Raw genomic sequence first — 18115 nt, 5'->3', positions numbered from 1 at the left:
TTATCCGGCCTACGGGTAGGTAACTGTTATGATGCCGGATGAATCCGGCATATGGTATGGATGCGGTGCTATGTAGGCCCGATAAGGCGACAGCCGCCATCGGGCGCTTCAAACCAGCCTCAGGCGCATGGCGCAGCGTGATTCATACGCCAGACCGTGCGCCGCTTCTTCCTCTCGCTTTTGACGTAATCCTGGCGACAGGTGCTCATCATCCAGCACCACAAATCCCATTCGCGCATAGAGCGGCGCATTCCACGCCACGTCCCGAAAGGTGGTAAGCGTCAGCGCATCAAAACCGCTGCTGCGCGCCTGCTCCGCGACGTACGCAATCAGTTGACGGCCAATGCCTTTTCCCTGCCATTCACGCAGCAGAGACACCTCGGCGATAAACAGCGATGAATCCAGCGCTTCGGCCAGTAAAAAACCGACAGGACGCTCATCGGCGAGCGCCAGCCAGCTCAATCCTTTTGCGGCGTGTTCCCGGTGTTGTTCAACTGAAATAACAGGGCCGTCGGCTATCCATGCCAGCGCAGGCACGTCCCGAAAGCGTTGACCCGCAGAGCGTTCAATGGCGGGCATGGCGGTGATATCAGCCAGCGTGGTAGGGCGAAAAGTCATCTTCATGCGCGGGAGTATAGCGTGGATTGCGCAGACCCGATAAACGTTGTGTTATCGGGCCTGTACTAAGGATTAGCCTTCGGCATTCACCACTTTAATCTCAACCATTCCGATACCCAGCTTACGCGGGGAGTGGCCGAGAATATTGCCTTCATTGGTCGATACCGGGTCGGGCGGCACAATCACCAGCGTACTGGCATTTGACGGGTTATCAAAATGCAGCGTTGTTGTGGTGACTTCGTTTTCTAACACCAGCGTCTGTTCTTCCTTGCCTACGCGAACAGGAATAGGGCGATTAGCATTCGCGCCAAAGGCTTTGGCGGTGATCACCAGATCGAATTTCTTCGGTAACGGCGTGTTGTATTCAATCTTCACCTCATCACCCAGTTGCGCATTAGACCAGCGCCCCCACGATTCCGGTCGTGAAATCCCGCTGAACTGCTTCACCTCTTCCGGCGCGCCAGCCACGTTAAAGATAAAACTGTCGGCTTTGTAACGAATGTCGTTATCGACGATCTTCAACGTATCAACGTTGCCTTTGTAACGCTCCATATCGATAACCGTATCTTTAAACGCCGTTTTGCCTTTCCACTGTGCTTTATCGATGTGCTGGACGCTTTGTTGCCCGCCCAGTTGCCCTTGTGAAACGCACCAGTCGGTGGAGAGCGCCAGCTCCGGCGCCCACAGCTGCGCCATTTTGTAGCAGCGATCGACCCAGACGAAGTTATCGCGCGGGGCAAAATTAGCCAACTGGAAACGCAGCGGGGCGGAGTATTCACTTTCCGGCAGCGGTTCGACGCGCTTATCCGACACCCGCAACAGCAGCGGCAGGCGGAAGTGGCTCCCTGAGAAAGCGATCATGTCTTTATCCCGATCGACGGTAAAATCCTTCATCTCTTTCGGGAAGTTCCACAGGCGAATAATGTCCGGCTTCATCGCCAGGATCTTCTCTTTGCTGTTCAGGAAGACTTCCGACAGCGACTGACCGGAGAGGCTGCTGCGCCCCAGGCCGATAAAGTTATCCCCGCCCAGAATATCCAGCACGGTCGCGCCGTTATCCATCGTGTTGCGTTTCACCGCCAGCGTATCCTGCTGAGGCTGGTCGCCGCGCAGCACGAAGAACAGGTTGTTGCGATCCTGTTTGTTCAGGTACTTCCACGCGGTGTTGTTCATCGCCAGATGGTCGGAGGAAACCACGATGACGGTATTTTTAAACCACGGCGATGCTTTGATTTTATTGATAAATTCGGCGATGTTCTCCTGGCTGCAACTGACGGCACTAAAGGACTGGTTCGGCTTACCGTCGAAGTCGTAACGCTTGCGGTTACAGGTGCGTGAGATAAACCCGTCCGGGTGGTGAGTATCCACCGTCAGCGTAAACAGCGAGAAACGCTGGCCGGAGCGAGAGAGTTCTTCAAACTTTTTCCATGCCTCGTCGAGCACCGTATCGTCGTAAAAGCCCCAGTCGTTACGATAGCTCGGGTCTGCCACCACGGTTTTTAACTCTTCCGCACCATACAGGTGGTCGAAACCGTGGGATTTGAGGAACACGTCTTTTCCGGCGAAACGCAGATTTGCGCCCTGCACAAAATAGTTCTGATAGCCGGAGTTTTTCAGGATATCGCCCAGACAGATATTCTGCGGGAAGAAGCTGGATACGGAAGCCGACGCGTTGCCTTCAAACGGCGCAAACAGCGGGATGCCGCACTGCGAGGCGACCATTCCGGCGATGGTGTAATCTGTGCCCGGCAATTGCATGGTGTGGCTGAAATCCAGCCCTTCGTTTTTCAGCGCGCCGAGTTCCGGCGTGAGATCCGGGAAGGCATCGTTATCAAAATAGGTGCGCTCCAGGCTTTCACCGTAGATATAGACCAGGTTGAGCTGCGGATTCGGGATCGTTTTCGACGGCTCTTTGTAATAAGCCGGGAAGTCCGGGTCGCCATCGCGCGACTGGGATTTGACCAGTTCGGAGATCTGGCGAAATGCCGGGCTGGCATCCACCGATCCCAGCGCCAGTAAGAGCGCCAACAGGCTGTAGCCGAAATGGTGAGGATGGTGGCGACGCCTGCGCAGAACCCAGCCTAACGTGCCAAATACGGCGGCCAGCGCAAGTACGATGCCGGCGCCGGGCAGAATATATTTGCTGACGCCGGCACCCGTCAGGCTGTTGGTCAGCGTGTAGAGAACCGCATCGTTAATGCCGTCACCGGTAAAGTAATCACTGGCATAGAGCGTAATATTTAAGACAACAAAAAGCCCAAGTACCGCTAAAATGGCGGCAAACCACCAGGTGTTGCGACCCGCTTTCCACGCATAAATCAGCACGGACGCGAGAAACAGGGCGATGGAAAGTAACTCAGACAACTGATGATCCTCAATAAACCCGCATTCGGCAGGCGGCGTAATCTCTTTTCAGGACATACAATGTAATGGCGATGTCATATTGCTGCAATTATGGTGACATTAAAATGTGCAGTGATTAAGAATTGGTTTAGAACCTGGCTTTTTTGATCGTCGTCACTTCCCGTGATGCGGGGAAGGCGAGACAGAGAGAAGTAGAAAGAGAGAGGTCAGGCCGCGCTCAACGCTAAACGGTTGAAACGCGGCATGTTGGCGCATCAGGAAATGAAGTTCATCCCCTGTTTTAACACCAGGTCGCAGGCTTTGGTTTTCACTTTTTCCGCCAGCGGCGTGCTGCCAATGTTATCCAGGCTAAGCTGTTCGCCGTTTTGGGTATTCAGCAGACCCTGAATGCCATCCAGATAATTGGTGTCCTGCTTCTGTTCGGCGGCGCCAAGTCCCAGTTTATCCAGCACCTGGTTTTTAACGTTTTCCGCATCGGTAACGGAAGTCAGTTTCTGTTTCGCGCAATACTGCAAAATACCCGCCGCGTTGTTCATGTTATCAGCGCTTAATGCCTGATTGCCGCCATTCAGCAGGCTGGTCAGAGAAGACAGCGACATGCCGCCCTGCTGTGAAGAGCTGCTTTGTTTGCTCAGTTCGCTGGCGGCGCTGGAGAGAGAATCCTGCCAGGACGCGGCGAAAGCGCTGGTGGCGATAAACGCGCTGGCGGCAACCGCGCAGCACAGAAGACGTTTTGTGGTTTTCATCGTTATGACTCGTGTGTGTGTACCTTTCGTCGCAGTATAGCGCTTGCCTGGGTCGGAATGGTCTTAATACTCTTTGCCGGTGACGCGGCTACGGTAGCTTTCCCAGTTGAAGATCACCCACAGACTGTTGCCCAGACGCATACGATCCATTACGCGCTCGCCAAGGAGTTTGGTCATCTCATCCATATTGCTGTTGGTTAACATCCCGGTAGGGCGTTTGGATGATGAGCGGCGATCGACGATCTGGTTGATGATCACTTTTTCATAGCGGGATTCGGTCTGCATGCCGATCTCGTCGATCACCAGCAGATCCACATTGCTGAGATCGTTGAGCAACTGCTCTTCGCTGGTTTCGCGATTGCTAAAGGTGCCTTTCATCGCGGACATAATATCGGCGACGGTAATGATCAAAACCGATTTTCCGCGCAGCAGCAGTTCATTGCAGATTGCCGCCGCGAGATGGTTTTTCCCGGTGCCGGGTTTGCCCGAAAAGATAAAGCTGGCGATGTTGCCGTCGAACTCTTCGACGTACTGCCGCGCTTTGCTCAGCGCGTTCATCTGCCCGTCGTTCTCAACACGATAGTTATCAAACGAGCAGTTTTGATGCAGCGGACGGATGCCGGAACGGTTGAACGTGCGCTGCATTTTCATCGCCCGGTTTTCACGCGCCAGCGCTGCCGCACGCATTTCGCCTTGCTCTTTCTGCCATGCCAGCAGTTCTTCGCCCGTTTTGAATGCAGGCTCAACATTTGCTGGCATCATTTTTTGCAGACGTTTCATCAGGTCGCCAACGTTTTTCATCGTTACCCTCGAAAACCAGGTGGAATATGGTCGTCAGGTTCGCTGACGTTGTTCACATCACGTTTCGGCATACCGCCGTTACTGGCCCGGCTGATTTGCACGCTGCGCGCCAGCTTTTGCTGCCACTGGATGTGGTGAAAAATCTTACCTTCCGCTTGCCAGTAAGCCACAAATGAGGCCAGCTCTTCGGCGGTGACGGGTTCCCTTAGCGCGACGCCCCACAGCGCGGCCTGCCGCTGGAAGTCAGCATCCGGCTGCCAGTCTGCGTACATGGCGAATTTCCCCAGCGGAATGGCCACAGGCGCGGCCTGGGAGTCTTCGTAGAGTTGAGCATCCAGTGTGACATCGCTTCCCGGACGCGATAACTTTTCCTCCAGTGCCAGCAGTTCCGCCAGACGTGCCGGCGTCACGGCATAAAACGCGGGCGCGTTATTGGCGAAGACCGCCACCGCGCCGCTTGCCGATTTTGCCAGCACCGCGTTGTGATCGTGTAATAAGGCGTCAATACCGATGACGTCCGGGGTCAAAATTCTGGAAGACATAATGTTTCTCAACAGGGAACCACAACCGAGAAGGAATACTGTTTTTATAGTAACACACAGACGGGAGATATCGGCAGGGTGAGGGAAAGCGGCCTCACCCTGCCTGAGCGCAGGGAGAAAAGCATTACACCCGTGGGCGTTTGCGATACAGCCACAGACCGGGAACGGAAAGCCCGATGGAAAGCGCGCCGACAATAGAGGAGGCTTTCAGGAAATTGGTCAGCAATGTGATCATCAACGGTTCGCTGTAGCCAAAGTGGCTGATTTTAACGGCGGATATCATTGCCGTATAGGCGGATATCCCCGGAAACATCGGGATGACTGCCGCGACGGTAAAGACTTTGGGGTGCGCCAGATACCAGCGCGACCACTGAATGCCGATGCTCCCTACCAGCAGCGAGGCCATAAATGTCGACCATTCGATATTAAACCCGGCGGTCATCATCACCATGCGTGAGCCGTGGCCCAGCGCGCCGAGCAACGCACACCAGGGGAGCGCCCGGTGCGGCACGTTGAACACCATCGCAAAGCCCACTGCCGGGATTGCGGAGAGAATCATGTCCTGCATCAGCGCCAGAAGAAAATCGATTACACCCATCCGCGTAGCCCCCACAGCGTCATCGACATCACCACGCCGACGCACGTCGCCAGCGTTAACAGACTGGCAATCGCCCAGCGCGCCAGACCGGTATTAATGTGGCCCTTAAACATATCCGCGACGGAATTAATCAGCGGAAACCCCGGCACCAGCAGTAAGACGCTGGCGGCCATGGCGATGGTCGGGGTATGGCTGAAAGTGGGCAAGCGAAGCAAAAGGCCGGAAATGGTGGTGGCGACAAAAGCGGTGATGCAAAAGTTGATTTGTGGGTGTAAATGCCGGTGCGCCAGCATCTGGCGAATATACATCGCCACCATGCTGGCGAAAAAGGTGATCACCGCGCCATCCCATCCGCCGTTATTCAGTTTGCAGAAACAGGCGCAGGAAAGCCCGACCATCAGCGACACCAGCCACCGCGGGTAGCGCAACGGTCTGAGCTGGCTAAAGCGCTTCTCTACGCCTTTTATATCCAGCAAATTATGTTCGGCCAGGATGACAATATGCTGCACCTCCGTGACAACGTGCATATTAATACCGCGATCCTGGTTCTTACGTGTCGATGTCAGACACTGCCCATCTTTAATGGTGGTGAGAACGATAGCGTTGGAGGAGATGGCGCTTTCCACGCTGTCCATCCCTAACGCCAGCCCCAGGCGGGTGGAGAGTTCATCAACCAGCGCGCTCTCCGCGCCGTGTTGCAGTAAAAAAAGCCCGCATTGAATACATAACCGTGTAACCGTTCGCTGTAACGACTGCTCTGTTTGCATGACTCGCCCTGACTGAAAAGACGCGTTGCGTACCATCTGAATGACGAAAGTCTTCTTTGTATCATGAAGCCCGACCCTTTTGGCTCTGGCTAAGATCAATTTTGTGATGAAAAAAGAGGCAGGATGCCAGACAATCAGTCGCTGAATGTTATAATTGCAGTATATTGAATGCCTTACGTCGGACGTGAATGACAGGGAATGAAGTATCGTCTGTAACCTCTGAAATTAATGAGACGATATTCTTTCCTTGTGCTTCCTGAAAGCATAACTATCTGATGCGAAACATAGCGTGAGTTTATTAAATTCCCCTTGCATATGTTAGAAATGCTAATGATCTAATTTAGTTAATTTAATTGTACCGCAATTATTTTTAGCGGTAATTATGCAATAATAGTTTGGTGATTTTATACTATGCGGATCAATGTATAGAGTCGTTATTGCTATAACATTTCAAATAAAAGCCAAGGATAAATAATTCACTTCGTCTATTACCACGTCTGTTTTTCTCATTAATTATATTATTTATTAATGAGTGAACAGGAGGGGAGACCTGTGGATATGGAGGAGATATGTTGCCAGGATGCCGCAAAAACATAATTATTATCAGTAAAATACCTGTTATACAGACGGGGTTAAAAGAGGTGGTGCTGGGCCATTTCCCTGCTTATGAACTGATGTACTGCCGTTCCGTAGAAGAACTGACATTAATGCAGTTGCGCCGCTCCGATGTAGTGATTACGGATTTAACGGGAGAATGTAAACATCCCCGCGCTGTCTGCGAGCAATTTTACGCTTTATTATCTCAATACCATGATATTCACTGGGTATTTCTTGTTTCCCGTGCGTTTTACTCACAGGCGATTGAGCTTCTGATGAGCCCCTTCAGTACGTTGCTGTCTGACGTTGAACCGGTTGAGAATCTGGTAAACGTGATTGAAGCAGGCAATGCCCATACGGACAGGATCAGTAAGACGCTGCTATCTCCCGCTCTGCCAGACGTCTCGAGTTTTGGCCATCGTCCGGTTGTTCTTACGCTGTCGGAACGGAAAGTGTTACGGCTTCTGGGTAAGGGTTGGGGGATTAATCAGATAGCGATGTTGCTTAAGAAGAGTAATAAAACGATTAGCGCGCAGAAAAACAGTGCGATGCGGCGTCTGTCAATACACAGCAATGCTGAGATGTATGCCTGGATAAACAGTTCTCAGGGAGCAAGAGAATTGAATTTACCTTCAGTTTATGGAGATGCTACTGAATGGAAAACAGAATTGCCAAGGGAAATGTCGCACTCATAGAGAAGTGCGTAATGAGCAGTATTGGAATGAAAAGTTTATTTGACGCGTTTCCTGATTGCCAATATAAACTTCATATTTTTCCAACTCAATCTGCTTTCCAGAAAGCGATGTTAAGTACTCCCTTTTCCGTCGTTATTTTTTCACTTTCTGCGATGCGGGAAGATCGCCGGATGGGGCTGGCTTATCTGGCGGAACTGGCTGTGAATTTTCCTCGTGTGCGCCGACTGGTCATCGCGGATGATGATGCGGAAGCCCGGTTAATTGATTCGCTGTCGCCTTCGCCGTTAGATGGGGTCTTAAGTAAAGCGTCGTCACTGGCCAGTTTGCAGGAAAAGCTCTTTTTATTATTGAACAGTAAGCGAGAGGTGACGGAACACACTCTGAACCTCTGGTATCTCAATCAGAGTCGAATGATAAGCCCCACTGAGCGTGAAATTCTGCGTTTTATGTCGAATGGTTATTCGATGCCACAGATAGCCGTCCAGCTGGAACGCAATATCAAGACGATTCGCGCCCATAAATTTAATGTGATGTCTAAACTGGGCGTCAGCTCAGATGCCGGATTGCTTGATGCGGCGGATATCCTGCTGTCTCTGCGCGCCGAAAAGCCGGGTCGCTTATCCGCGTAATTCTGTAGTCGCTCTGTATTTACAGGTTGCTTGTGCCGGGTTTATCGCCCGGGCACAAATAGCATCACTGGCACACATCAATCCAGGTTGCTGAAGTGAGTTCTGCCATTCTGTCGGGGGAGATTCGGACTGCGCTGTGCGTTGCCCCTGCGGCTGGTAAGACTTCAGCATAATGTTTTAATGAGACGTCGCAATAGACGGGCAGAGGCGTTTCCAGCCCGAAAGGGCAGACACCGCCGACCGGGTGCCCTGTGGCGATCACGACTTCATCGCTGCTGAGCATTCGCGCTTTCGCGCCAAACGTGCTCTTGAGTTTCTTATTGTCCAGGCGGGCATCGCCTTTGGCGACAACCAGAATAATGTCGTCTTTCACCTTAAGCGAAAGCGTTTTCGCTATCTGTCCTGGCGCAACATTATGTGCTTTCGCTGCCAGTTCCACCGTCGCCGTACTCTGATTTAATTCGATGATTTCAATATCCGGGGCACGTTCGGCCAGAAACTGCCGTACCGATTGCAGACTCATTCTTTTCTCCTGACGCTGTATTAGCAGTCCTGTTTTTCAGAAAACCGCGTGGCGTAATTTGTCATAAGGAAAGCGGCACTGTAAATAATTTATGTAATAAACCAGCAGCATGAGCGATTTTTCGATCGTCTTCACATTCACGGAAACCGGTTACAGTAACCGGTTGCAGTCCGGCGGGCGGGGATTAATACTGAACCTGTCACTTCCTCTGTATCACATAATAAGAGCCATTTATGAAACTTCATTCTCTCTGCTGTATCGCTGGTGTTCTCCCCGGCGCGGTCGCGAAAAGTAGTAATGGACCCTTACACGGCGGTGCTGCTGCCAGCACGTCTATGTTGTTTTGACTGACAGGAGAACGCTATGTCTACCAACCATGCTGTGTTTAATGTGATTTTTCGGTTTGTCGAAAACTATGTGAGTCCCGTTGCCGGACGTATTTCCTCACAACGTCATGTTATGGCTATTCGTGATGGTTTCATTTCGGCAATGCCGTTTATGATTGTCGGCTCCTTCCTGCTGGTTTTCGCCTATCCTCCTTTCTCACCGGACACCACCTGGGGATTTGCCCGTGGCTGGCTGGCGCTGGCGAAACAGTTTGAAAGCCAGATTTTGACGCCGTTTGATATGACGATGGGGATCATGTCCATCTATATCTGTGCGGCCATTGCCTATAACCTGGGCAAACACTATGTTAAATCGCATCAGTTAGATCCGTTTATGTGCGCCATGCTCTCGATCATGGCCTTCTTGCTGGTTGCCGCGCCGAAAACAAACGGCACTATGCCGGTTGACAGCCTGGGAGGAACGGGGATTTTTACCGCGATTCTGGTGGCGATTTACTGTGTTGAAATGATGCGCTTCCTGAAGGCGCATAACATTGGCATTCGCCTGCCCGACCAGGTGCCGCCGATGATCAAGAACTCCTTTGATCTGCTGATTCCGGTGCTGGTGGTGGTTCTGACCTTGTATCCGCTGAGCCTGGCGATCCAGTCGCAGTTCGATATGCTGATCCCACAGGCGATCATGGCGATCTTTAAACCGCTGGTTTCCGCTGCGGATTCGTTGCCCGCTATTTTGCTGGCGGTGCTGATTGGGCATCTGCTGTGGTTTGCGGGGATTCACGGAGCAGCGATTGTCTCCGGGATGCTGCAAATGTTCTGGCTGACCAATCTCGGTATGAACCAGACCGCGTTGGCGCAGGGGGCGCCGTTGCCGCACATTTTCATGGAAGCCTTCTGGACTTTCTTCATCGTCATTGGCGGTTCTGGCGCTACGATGGGGCTGGTGATTTGTTATTTACGCAGCCGTTCCGTACATTTGCGCTCTATTGGCCGCTTAAGCGTCGTGCCGAGTATCTTTAATATCAACGAACCGGTTATTTTCGGGACGCCGATTGTGATGAACCCGGTGTTCTTTATCCCGTTCCTGCTGGCGCCAATGGTGAACGCCGTGCTGGCGTGGGCGGCGATGAAACTGGATCTGATTGGGCGGGTGATTTCCGTGGTGCCGTGGACTGCGCCCGCACCGGTTGGCGCTGCGTGGGCATTGGGCTGGGACTACCGTGCGGCGATCCTGGTGGTCATACTGGCGCTGGTGTCCGCCATCATATACTTCCCGTTCTTTAAGGTTTATGAGAAGCAGCTTCTGGCGCAAGAGGCAGAAGAGGCCGGGCGTGCAGAAGAGGAGAGTCAGCAGATGGCCTGACGTGTTGAACAAGGCGCTGCGGCGCCTTGTTTATTTCAGCGTACAGTCACCGCATTGCTGAACGTCTGGCAACCGGTAGCGTTGACAGCAGGTTCGGCGCACCAGCAGACCTTCGCGAGGGACGACGGTACGCCACAGCGGGTTATCCTGACCGCTGGAAAGTTGCTTTTCGAAGAAGCAACTCTGGCGCAGCGTTGCCAGCAATGCTTCGCCAAGTAGCGGTTTCATTTCGGTCAGATACCAGTTGATCAGATACCCGGTGTTACTCCAGATAAGCTTACCGTTAATATCGCCGGTTGATTCCAGTGCCTGAACGACCGGCATCAGCGCAGAGACGATCAGCGTTTCCATTCTCTGTTGAGGAGAATGCGCGGTTGCCCGCTCGTCCTGATGCACATCAACCCAAAAACAGGCTGCGCGTCCGGTTTCGTGAAACTCAACGTGCATGTGCTCGGGCGAAACGTCAATGGCCCTTTCCTGGGTGAGCAGGGCAAGCATCAGAGGCGGTACCATCAGACCGATATACCATTGCGCCCAAAGCGAAATGAGCGGCTTATTTTCGCGTGGTTGCGTCGGTTGATGACGATAAATATGGTCGGAATAGATAGCCAGCAGAGAGCGCATCGTACCCGGTCGAGCCCACTGCGCCAGTGTCATGGCGCCCGTTGGGTGCGGTTCGTCCAGCCGAATAAAATCAAGCAGATGTTCGCGCGTCCGGGTTATCGTTTCACGCACGGCTTCAGCCAGCGAGGGCATCTCAGGCTGGAGATGGGCTCGCCAGGTGACATCTTCAATGATCGGTGCGGAACGGTAAGGCATAGCGCTGTATATAAGGATAGTAATCTAAATGATAATGATTGCTAATCCTAATGATGGCGATAGCTGATGGCAAGCGCTTTGTCGTGACGCTGTGCGCGGTAGCACGATGATATCGCCCTGTGTCAGACCGTACGCAGTTCGTCACTCGCAAGAATGTTGTTGCGCCCCAGGTTTTTGGCTTCATACAGCGCTTTATCCGCCTTGACGATTGCAGCCTCCATGTCCTGACCCAGTAGCGGCGCGATGCCAACGCTGATGGTGACATTGGTCGCCACGCTGACATTAAACATATGTGGGATTTTGAGATCGTAGACCTTCTGGCGAATATGTTCGGCGGTCGTGCGCGCCTCCTGTGGATCGGTCGCGGTCAGCAGGACCATAAACTCTTCGCCGCCAAAACGGGTGACAATATCCCGGGAACGGACAGCATCACGAATCGCGGCTGAAACGCGAATGAGAGCCTGGTCGCCCATCATGTGCCCATAGTGATCGTTATAAGCTTTGAAGTGATCGATATCCAGCAGCAATACGTAGTGTTCTTCGTGCGTTTCCAGAGCAAGGAGCGTATTCAGCTTATTTTGCAGGCCGCGGCGATTATACAGGCCAGTCAAAGGGTCGAGCATACTCAGCCCGTTCAGCGTTTCTCTCTCTTCCAGCAGTTTGTACATCAGCTGTTGAGCAAAATCGTCATAGCGTTTTTGAATAACATGCTGGATGGCAATGCCCGCCATCGGGAGCGCCATGAGATAAATAATCCGTATGCCGTGTTCGCTGCCATTAAGCCACAGGCAGGCCAGAACGGAAGGCAATGAATGGAACGTAAACGCAATGATATTATTAGCAAAGGCGATGGAGCCAATAAATAACACGCAGAGAAGGGCGATGAGTAGAAAAGTATAATCGCTATGGTTCATAGCATTATATTTCAGTGTGATATGCCAGGCCCACAATATGCCTGATATAACAGAAATAAAGGGGATATTAATCTTTTTATGCGTATATTTTCCGTGCCATATCAGAAGTAACGTACTTGCAACAAAGAGCAGTATTGCCGGGACTGAGACAGCCCTGACCTCATAAAGGGGAAAGACAAGCGTAAACAGCCCGGACACCGCATTGAGAAACAGAAAAAGGCGTAAAGAGAATTGATATTTTTTGGTGCGTAGCGCGCGCCAGGATTGAGCTGTCATATCTGAATGTCGTTATTTATCTATGAATTACGCTGGTTGGGGCCAAAATGAAAAATAACGTGCGGGAAAAAGCCCGCATAAATAAACGTTTTTATTGTTTGTAAGTTAACCACTGCCCAATCTATCACCTTGCTGAATTCATGTCATCAATTGTTAAGACAATCTCATACAAGGAAGTGTGACGAACTGCTGACAAATGAGAAATTTTATCATATGCTATTGGTTATCATTATCGGTATCAGAGGTAAAGCCATGTTGCAGCGTACACTGGGCAGTGGATGGGGGATATTGTTGCCGGGTATTTTTATTACCGGACTGGCGTTTGCCGGCCTCTCCATTGACGCATGGAAGGTACTGATTGTATTAGGGTTACTGCTGACTTCGTTGATGCTGTATCACAAACGCTTACGGCATTTCGTCCTGCTGCCGTCATGTGTCGCGCTGATCAGCGGCATGGTGCTGGTTATGATGAATTTGAATCAGGGATGAACAAACAAGACGTAAAGCAGAGAAGGGAAATAAGATAATTGGTGCGAGGGGGGGGACTTGAACCCCCACGTCCGTAAGGACACTAACACCTGAAGCTAGCGCGTCTACCAATTCCGCCACCTTCGCACAGTCATCTTACTTTTTTGATATCGCCTCGTTGGTGCGAGGGGGGGGACTTGAACCCCCACGTCCGTAAGAACACTAACACCTGAAGCTAGCGCGTCTACCAATTCCGCCACCTTCGCCCAGTGCGAGCAATATCAACGTGGTTTTGGTGCGAGGGGGGGGACTTGAACCCCCACGTCCGTAAGGACACTAACACCTGAAGCTAGCGCGTCTACCAATTCCGCCACCTTCGCATACCATCGATTCTTAAAAAGAATCGCTACCACGGAGGCGCATTCTAGTGGTTTTCAGCTTTTCGTCAATAGTTAATTACGCAGGATGGATTGATTGCTGCAAAAATGGGCGCTAACCGTAGGCCGGATAAGCGAAGTGCCATCCGGCATCCGCAAACCATGCCGGATGGCGGTGCAGGCACCTTATCCGGCCTACGATGACCACTCTACTTCTTCGCCTGGCGCGTCATCACCGTGCGGTAAACTTTAAAGCGCCCGGTTTGCGCAATCACTTCGTGGAAGCCAAACGTTTCATCCAGCACTTTCGGGTAGGGCAGGAAGGCGTTAGCCACGATACGTAACTCACCGCCGCTGTTGAGGTGGCGAACCGCGCCGCGAATCAGCGTTTGCGCGGCATCCAGGCTGGTTTGTATTCCATCGTGGAACGGCGGGTTAGAGATGATCATATCAAAACGCCCTTTTACGTCAGAAAAGACGTTACTGGCGAACACCTCACCCTCAACGCCGTTTGCCGCAAGCGTTGCGCGACTGGCCTCAACGGCAGGCGCGGAAACATCACACAGGGTTAAACGCACTTTTGGCGAGTGGCTGGCTAAGGCCGCAGAGAGTACGCCTGCGCCGCAACCGACATCCAGCACTTTGCCTTTGGTATGTGGCGTCAGCGTGGAAAGCAGCAACTGGCTGCCGACATCCAGACCGTCGCGGCTGAAAACGCCGGGCAGCGTTTTGATGGTCAGATCGTTAATGCGGTACTCGCCCCAGTATTTTTCCGCATCAAAGACAGGCTGTTTTTCCAGACGGCCATGATACAGCCCGCAGCGGCGCGCGCTGTCGATTTTGTTCAGCGGCGCGTAGTCGGCCAGCATTTGCTCTGCGCTGCGAACACCGCTACGGTTTTCGCCCACCACGAAGATGTCGGTGCCGAGCGGCAGCAGCGACAGGATATTCATCAACTGGAACTGGGCTTCAGGTTTATTTTTCGGCCAGTAGTAGATCAGCGTGTCGCAGTCCGCGACGTCGTCAGCGTGGGCGACCAGGCTAAAGCGCGCCTTCTCGCCCATCAGCTGGCTTAACAACTGCCAGTGGTGGAATTGTTGCGTATGCACGCGGCTGGCGGCGCTTTCGAAGCGGGCTGGCAGGTCATCCTGCAAATCTCCGGCAAACAGAATACGGCTTTGTTCGAAATCATCACTGTGGCGCAGCAAGACTTCACTTGCCGGGGTAAAAGCAGACATGAAAGGTTCCTCTATTGTTCCTGGCGGCGATTATAGTTGTTTGTTGGCGCAGTTTCGACGAATTTGCTATATTTGCGCCCCTGACAGACAGGAGCGTTTCGCTATGACATCCCGACGAGACTGGCAATTACAGCAACTGGGCATTACCCAGTGGTCGCTGCGTCGCCCTGGCGCGCTACAGGGGGAAATCGCGATTTCCCTTCCGGCGCACGTTCGTCTGGTGGTCGTGGCGGAAGAATTACCGGCGCTGACCGAACCCTTGATGAGCGATATTTTGCGCGCATTGACCGTCAGTCCCGACCAGGTATTACCGTTGACGCCTGACCGCGTCGCCATGCTGCCGGAAGGCAGCCGGTGCAACAGCTGGCGGCTGGGTACTGAAGAGCCTTTGCTGCTGGAAGGCGCTCAGGTGACAAGTCCTGCGTTTAATGAATTACGGGCAAACCCAACGGCACGCGCCGCACTATGGCAACAAATTTGCGCATATGAACACGATTTCTTCCCTCAATCCGACTGATTTACCTGCTGCGTTTCTGATTGAAAAACGCGCCCATGCGTTTCCGTGGAGTGAAAAAACCTTTGCCAGCAATCAGGGCGAACGTTACCTCAACTATCAACTGACGGTCGGCGGAAAGATGGCGGCGTTCGCGATTACGCAGGTGGTGCTGGATGAAGCGACGCTGTTCAATATTGCGGTCGATCCAGATTTTCAGCGTCGGGGGCTGGGGCGAGAACTGCTGGAACATCTGATTGATGAACTGGAAAAACGCGGCGTCCTGACGTTATGGCTGGAGGTGCGCGCCTCAAATGCCGCCGCCATCGCACTCTATGAAAGTTTAGGTTTTAATGAGGCAACGGTGCGCCGTAATTACTACCCGACGGCTGACGGGCGTGAGGACGCGATAATCATGGCATTGCCAATCAGTATGTAAGACAAGGTGGAATGATGAAGTGGGACTGGATTTTCTTTGATGCCGACGAAACGCTGTTTACGTTTGACTCGTTTACCGGCTTACAGCGGATGTTTCTCGACTATAGCGTCACCTTTACCGCTGAAGATTTTCAGGACTACCAGGCCGTCAATAAACCGTTGTGGGTGGATTATCAGAACGGCGCTATCACTTCGCTTCAGCTTCAGCGCCAGCGCTTTGTCGGCTGGGGCGAGCAGCTGAACGTCCCGCCTGAAGAGTTAAATGATGCGTTTATGAATGCTATGGCGGAGATTTGCGCACCGCTGCCGGGCGCAGTTTCGCTGGTTAACGCCCTGCACGGTAAGGTGAAGATGGGCATCATCACCAACGGATTCACCTCATTGCAGCAAATTCGCCTTGAACGAACAGGGCTTCGCGATCGTTTTGATCTGCTGGTTATTTCTGAAGAAGTGGGCGTGGCGAAGCCCGATCCGCGCATCTTTGATTACGCGCTGGAGCAGGCGGGCAGCCCTGACCGCTCTCGCGTGTTAATGGTCGGCGATACCGCAGAGTCTGATATTCTCGGCGGCATTAACGCCGGGCTTTCCACCTGCTGGCTGAATGCGCACCATCGCGAGCAGCCTGCGGGCATTGAACCGACCTGGACCGTGGCGTCATTAAGCGAACTGGAGCAACTCCTGTGTAAACACTGATTGCCTCCCCCCCGTTGATGGGTAAAATAGCCGCAATTTTTCGTATTCAACATGCGTGGTCAGACGCCGCGCTTACTCAAGAAGATTGAACTATGACGTTGTCTCCTTATTTGCAAGAGGTGGCTAAGCGCCGCACTTTTGCCATTATTTCTCACCCGGATGCCGGTAAAACCACTATCACTGAGAAGGTATTGCTGTTCGGACAGGCTATCCAGACTGCCGGGACGGTAAAAGGCCGTGGCTCCAGCCAGCATGCAAAATCTGACTGGATGGAAATGGAAAAGCAACGTGGTATTTCTATTACCACGTCGGTAATGCAGTTCCCGTATCATGATTGCCTGGTCAACCTGCTGGACACCCCCGGGCACGAAGACTTCTCGGAAGATACCTACCGTACGCTGACGGCGGTGGACTGCTGTCTGATGGTGATTGACGCGGCAAAAGGTGTCGAAGATCGTACCCGTAAGCTGATGGAAGTAACCCGCCTGCGCGATACGCCGATCCTCACCTTTATGAACAAACTCGACCGTGACATCCGCGACCCGATGGAGCTGCTGGATGAAGTTGAGAACGAGCTGAAAATCGGCTGTGCGCCGATCACCTGGCCGATTGGCTGCGGTAAGCTGTTCAAAGGCGTCTATCACCTTTATAAAGACGAAACTTACCTGTACCAGACCGGTAAAGGCCACACTATCCAGGAAGTGCGCATTGTAAAAGGTCTGGATAACCCGGAACTTGACGCTGCCGTAGGGGAAGACCTGGCGCAGCAGCTGCGCGACGAGCTGGAACTGGTGCAGGGCGCGTCCAACGAGTTCGACCATGAACTGTTCCTGGCAGGTGAAATCACCCCGGTCTTCTTTGGTACAGCGCTGGGTAACTTCGGCGTTGACCATATGCTGGACGGCTTAGTGGAGTGGGCGCCTGCGCCGATGCCGCGCCAGACCGATACCCGTAAGGTAGAAGCGAAAGAAGAGAAGTTCACCGGCTTCGTGTTTAAGATTCAGGCCAATATGGACCCAAAACACCGCGACCGCGTGGCGTTTATGCGTGTGGTCTCCGGTAAGTACGAGAAAGGCATGAAAATGCGTCAGGTACGTATCGGCAAAGACGTGGTGATTTCTGATGCGCTGACCTTTATGGCGGGCGACCGTTCTCACGTTGAAGAGGCGTATCCGGGCGATATTCTGGGCCTGCACAACCACGGTACCATTCAGATCGGCGACACCTTCACTCAGGGCGAAATGATGAAGTTCACCGGTATACCGAACTTCGCGCCGGAGCTGTTCCGTCGTATCCGCCTGAAAGATCCGCTGAAGCAAAAACAGCTGCTGAAAGGGCTGGTTCAGCTGTCTGAAGAAGGCGCGGTACAGGTGTTCCGTCCGATCGCCAACAACGATCTGATCGTGGGCGCCGTCGGTGTGTTGCAGTTCGACGTGGTGGTTGCCCGTCTGAAGAGCGAATACAACGTTGAGGCTATCTATGAGTCCGTCAACGTCGCCACCGCACGCTGGGTTGAATGTACTGACGCGAAGAAATTCGAAGAGTTCAAGCGTAAGAACGAAGTACAACTGGCGCTGGATGGCGGTGATAACCTCACCTATATCGCACCGACAATGGTTAACCTGAATTTGACGCAGGAACGCTATCCTGACGTTCAGTTCCGTAAAACGCGCGAGCACTAATTGTCCCTCCAGGGCGCGCCATCCGGCGCGCCCTGTTACTTTCCCTGCCTTTTTAACCGCTTGCGGAATGTTCTTAAATCCCTCAGTTTTTCTTATGGTTGCTTGTTTTTTAAGCGTATCAGCAAGCGAT

At 52.7% G+C, this 18115-nt stretch carries 19 protein-coding genes and 3 tRNA genes; 8 read left to right on the top strand and 14 right to left on the bottom strand.

Annotated features, from left to right (window positions below; all coding sequences use genetic code 11):
- Positions 1-108 precede the first annotated feature (108 nt).
- The 7 genes from OGY62_RS19205 to OGY62_RS19175 all read right to left on the bottom strand — a co-directional run bounded on the left by OGY62_RS19205 (position 109) and on the right by OGY62_RS19175 (position 6436).
- Positions 109-624, bottom strand: a complete 516-nt coding sequence (locus OGY62_RS19205) for a GNAT family N-acetyltransferase (protein WP_275155225.1) — start codon at positions 622-624, stop codon at positions 109-111.
- A 66-nt stretch (positions 625-690) separates the two neighbouring features.
- On the bottom strand, positions 691-2982 hold the full coding sequence (gene opgB, locus OGY62_RS19200) for a phosphatidylglycerol--membrane-oligosaccharide glycerophosphotransferase (RefSeq protein ID WP_286460408.1): 2292 nt from the start codon (positions 2980-2982) through the stop codon (positions 691-693).
- A gap of 254 nt (positions 2983-3236) precedes the next feature.
- On the bottom strand, positions 3237-3728 hold the full coding sequence (locus OGY62_RS19195) for a YjjA family protein (RefSeq protein ID WP_058668533.1): 492 nt from the start codon (positions 3726-3728) through the stop codon (positions 3237-3239).
- Positions 3729-3791: 63 nt separating this feature from the next.
- A complete protein-coding gene (gene dnaC / locus OGY62_RS19190; RefSeq protein WP_049008305.1) occupies positions 3792-4529 on the bottom strand; it encodes a replicative helicase loader DnaC in 738 nt (245 codons plus the stop codon).
- Between the two features lie 2 nt (positions 4530-4531).
- Positions 4532-5071: a primosomal protein DnaT gene (dnaT, locus tag OGY62_RS19185; protein ID WP_199971770.1), complete on the bottom strand. Its 540-nt coding sequence runs from the start codon at positions 5069-5071 to the stop codon at positions 4532-4534.
- Positions 5072-5195: 124 nt separating this feature from the next.
- The gene (locus OGY62_RS19180) at positions 5196-5669 is read right to left on the bottom strand and encodes a threonine/serine exporter (RefSeq protein WP_012134217.1); all 474 of its coding nucleotides are present in this window, start codon (positions 5667-5669) and stop codon (positions 5196-5198) included.
- On the bottom strand, positions 5660-6436 hold the full coding sequence (locus OGY62_RS19175; RefSeq protein ID WP_024130740.1) for a threonine/serine exporter family protein: 777 nt from the start codon (positions 6434-6436) through the stop codon (positions 5660-5662). The genes OGY62_RS19180 and OGY62_RS19175 overlap by 10 nt, the downstream gene beginning before the upstream one ends.
- Before the next feature lie 569 nt (positions 6437-7005).
- On the opposite strand from OGY62_RS19175, the gene OGY62_RS19170 reads away from it, so the two are divergent.
- Positions 7006-7728 carry a LuxR C-terminal-related transcriptional regulator gene (locus tag OGY62_RS19170; RefSeq protein WP_114847989.1) on the top strand — a complete coding sequence of 241 codons (723 nt, stop codon included), beginning with the start codon at positions 7006-7008 and terminating at the stop codon, positions 7726-7728.
- Complete coding sequence (gene bglJ / locus OGY62_RS19165) at positions 7689-8357, top strand: DNA-binding transcriptional activator BglJ (protein ID WP_049008312.1); 669 nt, start codon at positions 7689-7691, stop codon at positions 8355-8357. Before OGY62_RS19170 ends, bglJ begins: the two co-directional genes overlap by 40 nt.
- Before the next feature lie 64 nt (positions 8358-8421).
- Here the strand turns inward: bglJ and OGY62_RS19160 are convergent, their stop codons facing one another.
- A complete protein-coding gene (locus tag OGY62_RS19160) occupies positions 8422-8880 on the bottom strand; it encodes a YbaK/EbsC family protein (protein WP_012134213.1) in 459 nt (152 codons plus the stop codon).
- A 363-nt stretch (positions 8881-9243) separates the two neighbouring features.
- Between OGY62_RS19160 and OGY62_RS19155 the strand changes: the two genes are divergently transcribed.
- Positions 9244-10587 carry a PTS sugar transporter subunit IIC gene (locus tag OGY62_RS19155; protein WP_024130738.1) on the top strand — a complete coding sequence of 448 codons (1344 nt, stop codon included), beginning with the start codon at positions 9244-9246 and terminating at the stop codon, positions 10585-10587.
- A 30-nt stretch (positions 10588-10617) separates the two neighbouring features.
- On the opposite strand, the gene fhuF is transcribed toward OGY62_RS19155, so the two are convergent.
- Positions 10618-11406 carry a siderophore-iron reductase FhuF gene (gene fhuF / locus OGY62_RS19150; protein ID WP_012134210.1) on the bottom strand — a complete coding sequence of 263 codons (789 nt, stop codon included), beginning with the start codon at positions 11404-11406 and terminating at the stop codon, positions 10618-10620.
- Between the two features lie 122 nt (positions 11407-11528).
- A complete protein-coding gene (locus tag OGY62_RS19145) occupies positions 11529-12596 on the bottom strand; it encodes a GGDEF domain-containing protein (RefSeq protein WP_104867805.1) in 1068 nt (355 codons plus the stop codon).
- A gap of 252 nt (positions 12597-12848) precedes the next feature.
- On the opposite strand from OGY62_RS19145, the gene OGY62_RS19140 reads away from it, so the two are divergent.
- Entirely contained in the window at positions 12849-13085 is a 237-nt protein-coding gene (locus OGY62_RS19140; RefSeq protein WP_080516675.1) for a DUF1435 domain-containing protein, read from the top strand.
- 39 nt (positions 13086-13124) lie between these two features.
- On the opposite strand, the gene OGY62_RS19135 is transcribed toward OGY62_RS19140, so the two are convergent.
- The 4 genes from OGY62_RS19135 to rsmC all read right to left on the bottom strand — a co-directional run bounded on the left by OGY62_RS19135 (position 13125) and on the right by rsmC (position 14679).
- A tRNA-Leu gene (locus OGY62_RS19135) sits at positions 13125-13211 on the bottom strand.
- 32 nt (positions 13212-13243) lie between these two features.
- Positions 13244-13330, bottom strand: a tRNA-Leu gene (locus OGY62_RS19130).
- A gap of 27 nt (positions 13331-13357) precedes the next feature.
- A tRNA-Leu gene (locus OGY62_RS19125) sits at positions 13358-13444 on the bottom strand.
- Positions 13445-13650: 206 nt separating this feature from the next.
- On the bottom strand, positions 13651-14679 hold the full coding sequence (rsmC, locus tag OGY62_RS19120; protein ID WP_047459087.1) for a 16S rRNA (guanine(1207)-N(2))-methyltransferase RsmC: 1029 nt from the start codon (positions 14677-14679) through the stop codon (positions 13651-13653).
- A gap of 103 nt (positions 14680-14782) precedes the next feature.
- Here rsmC and OGY62_RS19115 point away from each other — a divergent pair, with 103 nt between their 5' ends.
- The 4 genes from OGY62_RS19115 to prfC all read left to right on the top strand — a co-directional run bounded on the left by OGY62_RS19115 (position 14783) and on the right by prfC (position 17985).
- Positions 14783-15196, top strand: coding sequence for a DNA polymerase III subunit psi (locus tag OGY62_RS19115; RefSeq protein WP_024130737.1), 414 nt, complete (start codon positions 14783-14785; stop codon positions 15194-15196).
- Positions 15165-15611, top strand: a complete 447-nt coding sequence (rimI, locus tag OGY62_RS19110) for a ribosomal protein S18-alanine N-acetyltransferase (protein ID WP_012134203.1) — start codon at positions 15165-15167, stop codon at positions 15609-15611. The genes OGY62_RS19115 and rimI overlap by 32 nt, the downstream gene beginning before the upstream one ends.
- 14 nt (positions 15612-15625) lie before the next feature.
- Entirely contained in the window at positions 15626-16303 is a 678-nt protein-coding gene (yjjG, locus tag OGY62_RS19105; RefSeq protein ID WP_024130736.1) for a pyrimidine 5'-nucleotidase, read from the top strand.
- 92 nt (positions 16304-16395) lie between these two features.
- Positions 16396-17985: a peptide chain release factor 3 gene (prfC, locus tag OGY62_RS19100; RefSeq protein WP_200097111.1), complete on the top strand. Its 1590-nt coding sequence runs from the start codon at positions 16396-16398 to the stop codon at positions 17983-17985.
- Positions 17986-18115: the final 130 nt, after the last annotated feature.

This window comes from Citrobacter sp. CK198, assembly GCF_030333295.1.
Lineage (GTDB): Bacteria > Pseudomonadota > Gammaproteobacteria > Enterobacterales > Enterobacteriaceae > Citrobacter_B > Citrobacter_B koseri.
The sequence above is the reverse complement of the archived record's forward strand: the minus strand, read 5'-3'. Positions and strand labels throughout refer to the sequence as shown.